This window comes from Streptomyces sp. NPDC056948 (genome assembly GCF_042674225.1).
GTDB lineage: Bacteria > Actinomycetota > Actinomycetes > Streptomycetales > Streptomycetaceae > Streptomyces > Streptomyces purpurascens.
The window spans coordinates 1-11,612 of sequence record NZ_JBHUQX010000309.1 but is presented as its reverse complement, the minus strand read 5'-3'; the positions used below and the strand labels follow the sequence as shown (position 1 = coordinate 11,612).

The following is an 11,612-nucleotide window of genomic DNA, read 5'->3' as shown; positions in this document are numbered from 1 at the left end:
CCGGTCTCCCGGTGACCCGCCGCAGGCGTGTGGAGCGATGGTGCGTCAGCAGTCCGGGACTCCGGCGATCTTCTCGCCGCCCCGGATGTACAGGTTGTTCACCCAGGCGATGTCACTGCCCGAGAACTCCATGACGGCGGTCCACCAGTTGTTGGTGCCCACGGCCGGGTCGTGCACCGTCTGGCCCTGCGTCTGGCACACGGCGTCCGCCCACCACTTCGAACGGACCGCGAGACGCGGGGAGTCGGTGGTCGGCTGCTGGCGCAGGTTGACGTCGGTGGCCCAGATGTAGACGTCGGTGAGGGTCGGGTCGCCGTTGTTCGCGGCGGCGGCCGGGGCCGCCTGGGCGGTGCTCGCGAGCGCGCCGACGGTGAGCGCGGCCGCGGCGAGGCCCATGGCGGTACGGCTGATCAGTCGCTTCATGTGTCTGTCCCCCGTAGGACGTTGAAGTGGTCGGGAGTGGGTCATGGTCCGGGTCAGCAGCGCGCCGAAGCCGGCAGGTCGCCGTACTCGTTGCCCTTGAGGTACACGGCGCTGACGTAGCCCTCGAGGAGCTTCACCCAGACGTCGTTGCTGTAGCCGTTGTCGGTGATGCGCTCGCCACGGGTCCAGCAGTAGGCGCCGAGAGGCTGCCCCGCCGGGCTGGTGGTGATCTTGCCGTAGGTGGTGCCGGGTCCGTAGCGGACGTTGACGTTCTCGTACGGCACGACCGCGTAGGGCGCCGCCTTGACGCGGGCAACGCCCTCCTGGCCGGCGGCGGACGCCGCGGCGGTTCCCGCGGTGAGCGGGCCGAGCAGTGCGAGCGCCCCGGCGCCGACGAGCGCGGCCCTGGCGAAGATGCGAGTGGACATGTCGAGTTCCCCCTGAACTGATGTGCAGCGGTGCGGCTCGTGGCCGACGCTCAGCACTGTAGGGAGACCTGGGGCGACACGGTCCCTGACAATTGTCAGGGTTGTCAGGGACGGCAGGGACGAGAGCGTTCGGACACCCTGCCCCATGCGGCCGAAAACCGCTCGACGCCCCTCGCCACCTCTGTCTACGATCCACGGCGCGGCATCGCGTGCCGGTCACCGACCGGGTGAGGCATGGAGGCGCCGCGAAGATGCCCGTGGAGGCATTGACCAGTGTCAGTCGAGTTCAATCACACCATCGTCCTGTCCCGAGACCGGGAGAAGTCCGCTCGTTTTCTCGCGGAGATCCTGGGACTCGAGGTCGGGGCACCGGCCGGAGTGTTCCTGCCGGTGACGACCGCCAACGGCGTCACGCTGGACTTTCTCACCATCGACGCCGACATTCCCATGCAGCACTACGCGTTCCTCGTCTCCGAGGAAGAGTTCGACGCGGCCCTCGCCCGTCTCGTCGATGCCCGGATCCCCATCCAGGCCGACCCGCACGGCAATCAGCCGCGCCGGATCAACCGTCACGACGGCGGCCGAGGCGTGTACTTCCTCGACCCGGCGGGCCACGGCCTGGAGATCATCACCCGCCCGTACGGCACCGACCCGTCCTCCCCGCTGAACGGCGTCACGGAGGACGTGCCCGGGGCGGTCTGATCCGACCCGGAAACCTCCTGTCGGCCCCGGTCAGCCGCCGTCCGCATTGAGCGGCAGGCGAGTCGGCCCGGGGCCGATGTCCGGTGCGTGGTCCCGGCGGGGGAGCAGGAACGGGGTGGTGAGGAGGAGGGCACCGGCGAGGGCGAGGGCCGTGCGGGGGCCGGTCAGGCCCGCCAGCAGTCCCCACAGCGCGGTCACGGCCGCGAGGGTGGCCTTGCCGGTGGCCGACCAGGCGGCAAGGGTGCGGGTGACCCGGCCCGCGGGGGTCCGGTCGAGGCGGTACGTGGCGAACACCGGGTTGAACACGGCGCAGCAGGTGATCAGCCCGAACTCGACCACCATGACCAGCGCCAGCCCGGCCGGGCCGGGGCCGACGAAGGCCAGTCCGAGCGGCCAGCCGGCCCGCAGCACCCCGGCTGTGCGCAGGACCCGGTGCCGGCCGAACCGCGCGACGAGCCGTGGCGCCAGCCGGGAGCCGAGCAGGCCGCCGGTGCAGGGCACCGCGAAGGCGAGGGCGTACTGCCAAGGGACGAAGTGCAGTTGGTCGACCATCAAGACCAGGAGCGGTGGCGAGGACGCCATGACCAGGGCGTTGAACAGGACCGTGTGGAAGAACAGCGGGCGCAGGCCCGGATCGGCCAGGATGTACCGCCAGCCGTCGAGCAGGTCGCCCGCCCGGGGCCGGGCCTCGGCGGACAGGGACGGGGCAGGGGCTTTCTCGCCGCCGCCGATCGCCCCGATCCCGAACGCCGAGAGCAGGTAGCTCACCGCGTTCGCCACCACGCTCGCCACCGGGCCGAACAGCCCGATCGCGGCCCCGCCCAGCGGCGGCCCGACCATGCTCGCGGTCCAGTTCGTCGCCTCGAACCGCCCGTTCGCGACGAGCAGGTCCCGCCGGGGCACCAGGTCCTTGAGAAACGCCCCGGCCGCCGCGTTGAAGGTGATGTCGGCCGCCGCCACGGCCACCGACGCCAGCAGCAACTGACCGAAGCTCAGCCGGCCCAGCGCGAACGCCACGGGGACGCTCAGCAGCACCGCGCACCGGACCAGGTCCGTCGCGATCATCACCGGTCGTTTGCGGCGGACCTCCACCCACGGCCCGAGCGGCACCGACACCACCGCGCCGACCGCCGGTCCCGCCGCGGCCAGCAGCGCCACCTGCGTCGGCCCGGCGTCCAGCGCGAGGACCGCGATCAGGGCGAACGCGTCGAACGCGAGCCATGTACCGGCCGCGCTGACCGCGTAGGCACCCCACAGCCACCCGAACCGCCGCCCCAGCGACCGTCTGCCCGCCATACCCGGCGCACACTCCCAGCTCCCGCGGACAACCCGGTGTTGACCGGGAGCCATCCAAGCGAGGACCGGGCCGGGCAAGCAAACAACCGTCCGTCACCCGAGCCACAACCAACCGTTGTGCCTCGGCGGGTCAGCGCTGGTACAGCCCCACCAGCGTCCCGTCAGCGAGCCGGTGCTGCTCGACCTCCTGGTGCACCTGCTCCGCGCCGGGCGCGTCGGGCAGGGCGCACGGTTCGGACAGGGCGTAGAGCCGGAAGAAATAGTGGTGGGCGTCGTCACCCGGCGGGGGATGCGGGCCGCCCCAGCCCTGCTGCCCGTAGCTGTTGACGAGCTCCCTGCCGCCCGGCGGGCAGTGCCCGGCCTCGACGCCGTCGCTGTGCGGGTCGATGCCGACCACGACCCAGTGCGCGAAGGTGCCCGACGGGGCGTCGGGATCCTCGCAGAGCAGGAGCAGCTCGGCCGCGTCGTCCGGTACGCCGCTCCAGGCCAGCGGCGGGGAGACATTCGGTCCCTCGTACGAGTACCGGCGCGCGATGAAGGAGTGGTCGTTGAACGCGTTACTGCTGAGTTCGATGCCGGTCATATGGCCCGGGGTACCCCTGGGGGACCCGGACATGCGGTTCGGGGCCGATCGCCCGGCCGGCTGAGCGGCCACCGGATCATCCGCCCGCCAGCGCCAGCGATCCGTCGGGTGCCAGCGTCACGCCCACCCCGCCGCTGATCCGGTCGAGCGTCGTCCGCAGCCAGGCACGGTCCGGCCCGGACGCGGGCTCCAGCCGCATCCGCCGCGCCCGCAGCGGCACCATGCGCAGCCCGGCCAGCCGTCCGCTGTCCGCCTCGACCGAGACGAGGAACGCGAGCCGCAGGTCGTCGCGGTACTTCTCGTAGCCGGAGATGCCCTCGTAGTCGTCGACGAAGTCGCCGCAGCCGTAGAGGATCAGCCGGTCCCGGTACACCTCCAGCGGGCGGGGGTGGTGCGAGGAGTGCCCGTGAACGACGTCGGCACCGCCGTCCACCAGGGCGTGCGCGAAACGGACCTGCTCCCGGGGCACGCGGAAGCCCCAGTTCGAGCCCCAGTGCACGGAGACGACGGTGAGATCACCGGGCCGTCCGGCCCGCCGGATGTGCCGCACCACGGCGTCGGCCGCGGTGGGCGAGAGCGCGGGCAGATACGCGACCCCCGGCAGCTCCGCCGTCGCCGCCCAGCCGGACGGGATCCCGCTGGAGCGTGCACCGAGGGCGAACACCAGCAGCCGGCGGCCGCCCGGGAGAGGGACCGCGACGGGTGCGTACGCCTCATCGGCGGCACGTCCCGCACCCGCCGTCCGCAGGCCCGCCCGGCCCAGCGCGTCCAGCGTCTCCAGCAGGCCGGGGCGGCCGAAGTCCAGGACGTGGTTGTTGGCCAGGACGGTCACGTCGGGGCGGGCCACGGCCAGGGCCGGCAGGTTGGCCGGGTGCATCCGGTAGTGGATCTCCTTGTCCGGCGCGAACGTGTCGCCGCTCGTCACCGACGTCTCCAGGTTCACGATCCGGGCGTCCGGGGCGGACGCGTCCAGCACGCGCAGCGCCTCGCCCCACGGCCAGGAGGGCGGGACGGGCGCGGGCACCGGGCCGTGCGCCGACTCCGTCAGCCGGACGTAGGACCGCGCGTCCTCGACGTACGCCTCCCGCAGTGCCGGATCGCCGGGATGCGCCAGGATCTGGTCCACGCCGCGCCCGAGCATCACATCACCGCACAGGAACAGCGTCACGATGCCGCCGTCCACACCTCCACGGTAGGACGACCGCTCAGGCCGCTCATGTCGCTCAGGCGTCGACCCTCACCGCACACGACCACCCGTACGGATCGGGCCCGATCCGCAGTTCCTCCCACGCCACCGCCGTCGGGACCGACCCGGTGATCTCCACGTCCTCGAGCCCGGTGACCGCCAGCCGCACGTCCAGGCCGCCGTCGGCCTCGTCCGCCTCCACGTCCACGGGCACCTGGCCGTACTCCTCCCACCGGAAGATGACCTCGTCCAGCAGCGTCGCCAGCAGGTCGTCGTCGCTGGCCTCGGCCAGCCGCACCCGGTCCACGGCCGTGGGCCGCACCCCGGAGACGTTCGCGAAGCACTCCACCATCGCCAGGACGGCCTCCGCCAGACAGTGCTCCCGGCACGCCGCCCACGCCTCGATCCGGATATCACCCGGATGCGGCACCGCCCGGTGCCCGCACTCGCCCGGCTGCCGTCCCTGCCCGCCGTCGCCCGTGTCACCGCCCATGAACATCGCTTGCCCGACACCGGCCCACCCATGCAGCGCGGGCCGCCTCGGCGGTCAGAAGGGCTCGTCCGCGAGGTACGGCGGAGCCGGGTCGTACTGGATGTAGCGGCGCACCTCCCGCGCGTGGTCCCGGCCGTGCAGCCGGCCGACGAGCCACAGTGCGCTGTCGATGCCGGCCGAGACGCCCTGGCTGGTGACCAGGTTGCCGTCCACGACGTAGCGGACGTCCCGGACGACGGTCACGTCGCCCCGCGCCTCGAGGGTGTCCTCCTGGCTCCAGTGGGTGGCCACCCGGCGCCCGCGGGCGGGACCCGCCGCGTGCAGCAGGAAGGTGCCGGTGCACACGCCGTGCACCCAGGCGGCCCGCTCCGCCGTCCTCCCGATCCAGTCGGTGACCACCGGGTTGTGCAGCTGGGCCTCACGCGCGCCCCGCCCGCCCGGCACATGCAGCACGTCCAGGGGCGGATGGTCGTCCAGGGTGTGGTCGGGCAGCACGCGCAGGCCCTTGTTGCAGCGCACCGGGCCGGGATGCTCGGCGACGAGCACGGCCGTGTCGGCGCCGTCGCGCAGTCGGGCGGAGACGTTGAAGACCTCCCAGGGCCCCACGAAGTCGAGCTCCTCGGCTTCCTCGAAGACCAGCAGTCCGTATGTCGTCATACGGTTTCTCCTTCCTCTGAGACAGGGTGGGCGCCGACAGGTCCCGTGGTGGAGCGGAACCGGGCGCGATAGTCCGACGGCGCGACGCCGAGCCGGCGGTGGAACGTGCGGCGCAGGGTCTCCGCCGTGGCGAAGCCGCAGCGACGGGCGATCGCCTCGACCGGTTCATCGCCCTCGGTCAGCGCGCGCTGGGCGGCCTCGACGCGCACCCCCTCGACATACGTGGCGGGCGGCACGCCCAGCTCGGAGGTGAAGCGGCGCTGGAGGTGACGCGGGCTGAGCCCGGCTTGCGCGGCGAGGCCGGCGATGTCGTGCCGGGCGCCCGGATCGGCGTGGATCGCGCCCACGGCCGCCCGCACCGGGTCGGTCGCCGGCTGCCGCGACCAGAGCGCCACGCTGAACTGCGACTGGCCGCCCGGACGGCGCAGGAACAGCACCAGCCTGCGGGCCACCGCGTGCGCGACGTCCCGGCCCAGGTCGTCCTCCACCAGGGCGAGCGCCAGATCCATGCCGGAGGTCACCCCGGCCGAGGTCCACACCCGCCCGTCCCGGACGAAGATCGGGTCGCAGTCCACGCGCACCTCGGGATGCTCCCGGGCGAGCTGCTCCTCCCGGGCCCAGTGCGTGGTGACCCGCCGTCCGTCCAGCAGCCCCGCGGCCGCCAGCAGGAACACCCCGCTGCACACCGAGGCGACGCGCCGGGCACCGGCCGCGGCGGCGGCGATCCAGGAGACCAGCGCCGCGTCCTCCCGGGCCCGGTCGACACCCTGCCCGCCGACCACCACCAGGGTGTCCGTCGCGGCCGGGTCGAGGTCCGCAACGCCGTGCGCGGCGTGCACGAGCAGCCCACTGGCCGACCTGACCGGCCCCGGCCGGGAGGCCACGACCTCGCAGGCGTAGTCGCCCGCGCTGTGGAACACCTCGTGCGGGCCGGTGAGATCGAGCGGCTGGAAGCCGTCGAAAACGACGAAGACGATACGACGTGGAGTCCCTCGTGGAGTCACGCTTCTACGCTCCATCCGCCCGGTCATGGCGTCAACGACACTCATCCCACAGATCGCGCCATGCCACCCGCGGGACGGCCGCCGCGGCGTGGGTAGGCGGACGGCAGGACCCACCGAGGGAATCGGGGGGAACCGAGGGAACCGGGGGAGAGGAGACCTCCGATGATCACCCAGACGGTCACCGTGCCCGCCGGCGGCGCCGCGCTCACCGGTGATCTGAACCTGCCGCCGGACGCCCGCGCGGTCGTGCTGTTCGCGCACGGCAGCGGCAGCTCCCGGCACAGCCCCCGCAACCGCGAGGTCGCCGCCGGTCTGCGTACCGCCGGACTCGGCACCCTGCTGATCGACCTGCTCACCGAGGCGGAGGAACAGCAGGACCTGCGCACCGCCGAACTCCGCTTCGACATAGCCCTCTTGGGGCGCCGGCTGGTGGCCGCCATCGACTGGCTGGAGCAGTGGTACGGCACCCGGAGCCTGCCCGTCGTCCTCTTCGGCGCAAGCACCGGCGCGGGCGCGGCCCTGGTCGCCGCCGCCGAACGGCCCGGCCGGGTGACGGCGGTCGTCTCGCGCGGCGGCCGGCCCGACCTGGCGGGCGACGCCCTGGACGCCGTCCGGGCCCCGGTGCTGCTCATCGTGGGAGGCCGGGACCAGCACGTGCTGCGGCTGAACGAGGAAGCGGCCCGGCGGCTGCAATCCCCGCACACCCTCCACGTGGTGCCCGGCGCCACCCATCTGTTCGAGGAGCCGGGAACGCTGGACCGCGTCACCGAGGCGGCCCGGCAGTGGTGCGACGAGCAACTGAGCATGACGGCGGGCTGACACCGGCCGGGCCCCGCCACCGGTGCGTTGTCCGCCGGGCAGGGGGTACGCGGAGGCCGGGCCGGCCGAGGGCCCTCTCCGTGCGGGAAGCAGAGGTGACCGTCATGCGGTTCCGCGATCGCCGGCAGGCAGGCCGGGAACTGGCCGAGAAGCTGCGCGCCCGGCAGCACGAGGGGGCCCTGCCCCGTCCGCTCGTCCTGGCCCTGCCCCGCGGCGGGGTCGCCGTGGCGAGCGAGGTCGCGGCGGCGCTGGACGCCCCGCTCGACGTGCTCGTCGTACGGAAGATCGGGGCGCCCTTCCAGGAGGAGTACGGCGTCGGCGCGATGGCCGGGGACGAGGTGCCGCTCCTCGACGAGGACGCCCTGCGCCATCTGGGCCTCGGCGTGGCCGCTCTCGCCCCCGTCATCGAACGGGAGCGCGCGGAACTGCGCCGCCGCGAGCGGCTGTACCGGCAGGGCCGTCCCGCCCCCGACCTGCGCGGACGGACGGTGATCGTCGTCGACGACGGCCTGGCGACCGGTTCCACGGCCCGCGCCGCGCTGCGCTCCGTACGCCGTCAGGAGCCCGCACGGCTGGTGCTGGCCGCGCCGGTGTGCTCGCCGGAGGCGGCCGAGCTGATGCGCGCCGAGGCCGACGAGGTGATCTGCCTCCACCAGCCGGCCGCGTTCATGGCCGTGGGCCTCTGGTACGAGAACTTCGACCAGTTGACGGACCAGGACGTCCTGGACGCGCTCCACGTGCAGCTTTGACCAATTGTTCACCTGGCAGGTGTGGCGGAAATCGGCCACTGCGGACAACGATGTCCCAACCCCACACCTGCACCAGGAGCAACAGTGAACGTCTCGCTATCCGTATGGCTGCTGACCGTGGCAGCCCTGTGCGTGCTCGTCGCCGTCGACTTCTTCGTCGGCCGCAAGCCCCACGATGTGTCGATCAAGGAAGCCGGGACGTGGACGGTGGTGTGGGTCGTCCTGGCCGTGCTGTTCGGGCTGGGGCTCTGGTACTTCGGTGGGAGCGGGCCCACCGGTGAGTTCTTCGCCGGATACATCACGGAGAAGTCACTCAGCGTGGACAACCTCTTCGTGTTCGTCCTGATCATGGGGAAGTTCGCGGTGCCCTCGCAGTACCAGCAGCGGGTGCTGATGGTCGGCGTGCTGGTGGCCCTGGTGCTGCGGGCCGTCTTCATCGCGGCGGGCGCGGCGATCATCGCCGCCTTCTCCTGGGTGTTCTACATCTTCGGCGCCTTCCTGATCTGGACCGCGTGGAAGCTGGTCCAGGACGCGCGCAAGGACCAGCACGAGGAGGAGTACCAGGAGAACAAGCTGCTGAAGATGGCGGAGCAGCGCTTCGGGGTGGCCGACCGCTACCACGGCACGAAGCTGTTCATCACCGAGAACGGCAAGCGGATCATGACCCCGATGCTGGTCGTGATGCTCGCGATCGGCTCCACCGACGTGCTGTTCGCCCTCGACTCCATCCCCGCGATCTACGGCCTCACCCAGGACCCGTACATCGTGTTCACCGCGAACGCCTTCGCCCTGATGGGCCTGCGCCAGCTCTACTTCCTCATCGGCGGCCTGCTGAAGAAGCTGGTCCACCTCTCCTACGGGCTGTCGATCATCCTCGGCTTCATCGGCGTGAAGCTGGTGCTGCACGCCCTGCACGAGTCGGGCGTCCATGTGCCCGAGATCAGCATCCCCTTCTCGCTGGGCTTCATCGTGCTGGTCCTGACCGTCACGACGATCACCAGCCTGCGGGCCTCGAAGAAGCAGGAGGCCGAGGAGGCGGAGGAGGCGGAGGGGGCGCCGCAGCGCGACGCCGGGTCCCGCTAGGTCTCTACCGAGGGCCGGGGCTCGCCGTCAGACGACGCCGTCCGCGCGCAGTGCCGCCACCTCCTCGCCGGTGCGGCCCAGCTCCGTGAGGATCGCCTCGGTGTGCTCGCCGGCCGCCGGTACGGGGTCCATGCGCGCGGGCAGGCCCGCGAGGTCGGCGGGCGGGAGCAGGGCCTCGACGGTGGCGCCCGGCACCGCCACCTCGGTCCAGCGGCCGCGGCCGGCCAGTACCGGGTGGTCCAGGAACGCGGCGACGTCGTTGACCCCGGCGCAGGCGATGCCGATGCGCTCCAGGTCCTTGAGGATCTCGTCGGAGCCGGAGCGGGCGAAACGGCCGGCGACGACGGTGTTGAGCTCCTCGCGGTGGGCGACGCGGTCGGAGGCGGTGGCGAAGCGCGGATCGTCGACCAGATCCGGCCGGCCGAGGAACTCCGCGCACAGGGCCGTCCACTCCCGCTCGTTCTGGATGGAGAACAGCACCTCCTTGCCGTCGGAGGCCGTGTACGTCCCGTACGGCGCGATGGTGGCGTGCTGGGTGCCGAGGCGCGGGGGCTGGATGCCGCCGTACCGGGTGTAGTAGGCGGGCTGGCCCATCCACTCCGCGAGCGCCTCGAACAGGGACACCTCCACCGGGTGGGCCTCGCCGGTGGTGGCGCGGGTGTACAGGGCGGTGAGGACGCCGCTGTAGGCGTACATCCCGGCGGCGATGTCGGCCACGGAGATCCCGGTCCGGGCGGTCCCCTCAGGGGTTCCCGTCAGGGACACCAGCCCGGTCTGGCACTGCACGAGCAGGTCGTAGGCCTTGCGGTCGGCCCACGGGCCGGTCGTGCCGTAGCCGGAGATCGTGCAGGGGATCAGGCCGGGGCGGTGGCTCGTGACGGTGGCCGCGTCCAGGCCGAGCCGGGCGGCGGCGCCCGGGGCGAGGTTCTGCACGAACACGTCCGCGCCGTCGAGGAGGTCGTGCAGGATCTCGCGGCCGCGCGGGTCCTTGAGGTCCAGCGTGAGGGACTCCTTGGAGCGGTTGAGCCACACGAAATAGCTGGAGTGGCCGTGCACGGTCGTGTCGTAACGGCGGGCGAAGTCGCCGCCGCCCGGCCGCTCCACCTTGATCACACGGGCACCGAGGTCGGCGAGCTGCCGGGTGGCATAGGGCGCGGCCACGGCCTGCTCCACACTGACCACCGTGACCCCGGACAGGGGATAGCGCTGCACGCTCATGCCTCATGCTCCTGAACCTCGTACGGACGGCGCCCGGACAGTCTCTCCCGGGCGGCGGGCCGTGGCACGGGCCATGGGCGCGATCTGGATCACGACGGGTCGTATCACAACCGGGTCGTACCCGCGGGGCCGGTCGGCCAGGGGCGGGCCAGGTGCCGCATGGCCAGGGCCAGTTGGAGCCGGAGCCGGCCCTGCGGGGTGCGTACCGGCCAGCCGAGCAGGTGCTCCGCGTGCGTCAGCCGGTCTTGGAGCGTGGAGTGGTGGACGTTGATCCCGGTGGCGGCCGCCCGCAGGCTCGCCGTGGACGCGACCGCGTGCAGGGTGGCCAGCAACCAGGGCGTGGTCGCCGTGGCCGTTTCCAGGGCACGGACGTCGGGCGGCGGCTCGGCGCCCGGTACGACGAGGTCGGCGAGCAGGGCGATCCCGCCCAGCTCATCGGCGTGCACGACCCGCGGCCCGGGGTCCTGCGGGGTGCCCTCGGCGGTGAACCGCAGGGCGGTACGGGCCGCCGCCCATGACCGGGGCAGTTCGAGCACGGGCACGGCGGGCCCCACCCCGAGCCGGGCGTCCGGGGCAACCGGCCGGGACTCCGCGACGCCCGGGCCCTCCGTCCCGGCGGGTACGACCCGAGGCCGGTTGTTCAGCGGGGCGAGAACCCGCGCCGGTGCCGTGAGGTCCAGGCCGAGCCGACGGGCGCTGTACAGGCGCGCCTGCTCCGGGGCCGTGGCATCGAGAAGGGTCTCGACCAACGCCGGGTCCTCGGCCGGGGCCCGACCACGAGTACGGTCGAGAACGAGCCGCAGGGCAACGGCGGCGCGCTCGAGTATCACCGCGTCGACGACGCTGGGCGCGGCGGGCTCCGCGACGACCGTGCCGGGTTGGACTCCGTCCTGCTTGGCTGTCGTCCCGGGGCGCTCTGCGATGGCCACGCCGGGCGTGGTCCCGGCCTGCTCCGCTTCGGCCGTGTCGGG

General features: G+C 72.8%; 14 protein-coding genes. 4 read left to right on the top strand and 10 right to left on the bottom strand.

Annotated elements, in window-relative coordinates:
• Positions 1-45 precede the first annotated feature (45 nt).
• Together ACFTZL_RS31620 and ACFTZL_RS31615 are read right to left on the bottom strand one after the other, a co-directional pair.
• Complete coding sequence (locus tag ACFTZL_RS31620) at positions 46-423, bottom strand: peptidase M23 (RefSeq protein WP_382589588.1); 378 nt, start codon at positions 421-423, stop codon at positions 46-48.
• 53 nt (positions 424-476) lie between these two features.
• Entirely contained in the window at positions 477-851 is a 375-nt protein-coding gene (locus ACFTZL_RS31615; RefSeq protein ID WP_382589585.1) for an SH3 domain-containing protein, read from the bottom strand.
• Positions 852-1,124: 273 nt separating this feature from the next.
• Between ACFTZL_RS31615 and ACFTZL_RS31610 the strand changes: the two genes are divergently transcribed.
• Positions 1,125-1,553: a VOC family protein gene (locus ACFTZL_RS31610; RefSeq protein WP_382589582.1), complete on the top strand. Its 429-nt coding sequence runs from the start codon at positions 1,125-1,127 to the stop codon at positions 1,551-1,553.
• Positions 1,554-1,583: 30 nt separating this feature from the next.
• Here the strand turns inward: ACFTZL_RS31610 and ACFTZL_RS31605 are convergent, their stop codons facing one another.
• From ACFTZL_RS31605 to ACFTZL_RS31580, 6 genes are all read right to left on the bottom strand, one after another.
• Positions 1,584-2,849 (bottom strand): MFS transporter, encoded by a 1,266-nt coding sequence (locus tag ACFTZL_RS31605; protein ID WP_382589579.1) that lies wholly within the window; start codon positions 2,847-2,849, stop codon positions 1,584-1,586.
• Positions 2,850-2,979: 130 nt separating this feature from the next.
• Positions 2,980-3,432, bottom strand: a complete 453-nt coding sequence (locus ACFTZL_RS31600) for a YbhB/YbcL family Raf kinase inhibitor-like protein (protein ID WP_382589576.1) — start codon at positions 3,430-3,432, stop codon at positions 2,980-2,982.
• Between the two features lie 76 nt (positions 3,433-3,508).
• The gene (locus ACFTZL_RS31595; protein ID WP_382589573.1) at positions 3,509-4,615 is read right to left on the bottom strand and encodes a CapA family protein; all 1,107 of its coding nucleotides are present in this window, start codon (positions 4,613-4,615) and stop codon (positions 3,509-3,511) included.
• A 40-nt stretch (positions 4,616-4,655) separates the two neighbouring features.
• Positions 4,656-5,111 carry an archease gene (locus ACFTZL_RS31590; protein ID WP_382589570.1) on the bottom strand — a complete coding sequence of 152 codons (456 nt, stop codon included), beginning with the start codon at positions 5,109-5,111 and terminating at the stop codon, positions 4,656-4,658.
• A gap of 54 nt (positions 5,112-5,165) precedes the next feature.
• The gene (locus ACFTZL_RS31585; protein WP_382589568.1) at positions 5,166-5,768 is read right to left on the bottom strand and encodes a DJ-1/PfpI family protein; all 603 of its coding nucleotides are present in this window, start codon (positions 5,766-5,768) and stop codon (positions 5,166-5,168) included.
• On the bottom strand, positions 5,765-6,787 hold the full coding sequence (locus ACFTZL_RS31580) for a GlxA family transcriptional regulator (RefSeq protein ID WP_382589565.1): 1,023 nt from the start codon (positions 6,785-6,787) through the stop codon (positions 5,765-5,767). Before ACFTZL_RS31580 ends, ACFTZL_RS31585 begins: the two co-directional genes overlap by 4 nt.
• 147 nt (positions 6,788-6,934) lie before the next feature.
• On the opposite strand from ACFTZL_RS31580, the gene ACFTZL_RS31575 reads away from it, so the two are divergent.
• The 3 genes from ACFTZL_RS31575 to ACFTZL_RS31565 all read left to right on the top strand — a co-directional run bounded on the left by ACFTZL_RS31575 (position 6,935) and on the right by ACFTZL_RS31565 (position 9,423).
• Entirely contained in the window at positions 6,935-7,591 is a 657-nt protein-coding gene (locus ACFTZL_RS31575) for a dienelactone hydrolase family protein (protein ID WP_382589562.1), read from the top strand.
• A gap of 104 nt (positions 7,592-7,695) precedes the next feature.
• Positions 7,696-8,340: a phosphoribosyltransferase gene (locus ACFTZL_RS31570; protein WP_382589559.1), complete on the top strand. Its 645-nt coding sequence runs from the start codon at positions 7,696-7,698 to the stop codon at positions 8,338-8,340.
• An 84-nt stretch (positions 8,341-8,424) separates the two neighbouring features.
• On the top strand, positions 8,425-9,423 hold the full coding sequence (locus ACFTZL_RS31565) for a TerC family protein (protein ID WP_382589556.1): 999 nt from the start codon (positions 8,425-8,427) through the stop codon (positions 9,421-9,423).
• Positions 9,424-9,450: 27 nt separating this feature from the next.
• Here ACFTZL_RS31565 and ACFTZL_RS31560 read toward each other — a convergent pair whose 3' ends face one another.
• Complete coding sequence (locus ACFTZL_RS31560) at positions 9,451-10,641, bottom strand: CaiB/BaiF CoA transferase family protein (protein ID WP_382589553.1); 1,191 nt, start codon at positions 10,639-10,641, stop codon at positions 9,451-9,453.
• A gap of 104 nt (positions 10,642-10,745) precedes the next feature.
• The coding region (locus tag ACFTZL_RS31555; RefSeq protein WP_382589550.1) for a helix-turn-helix domain-containing protein at positions 10,746-11,612 on the bottom strand (867 nt) is incomplete at its 5' end.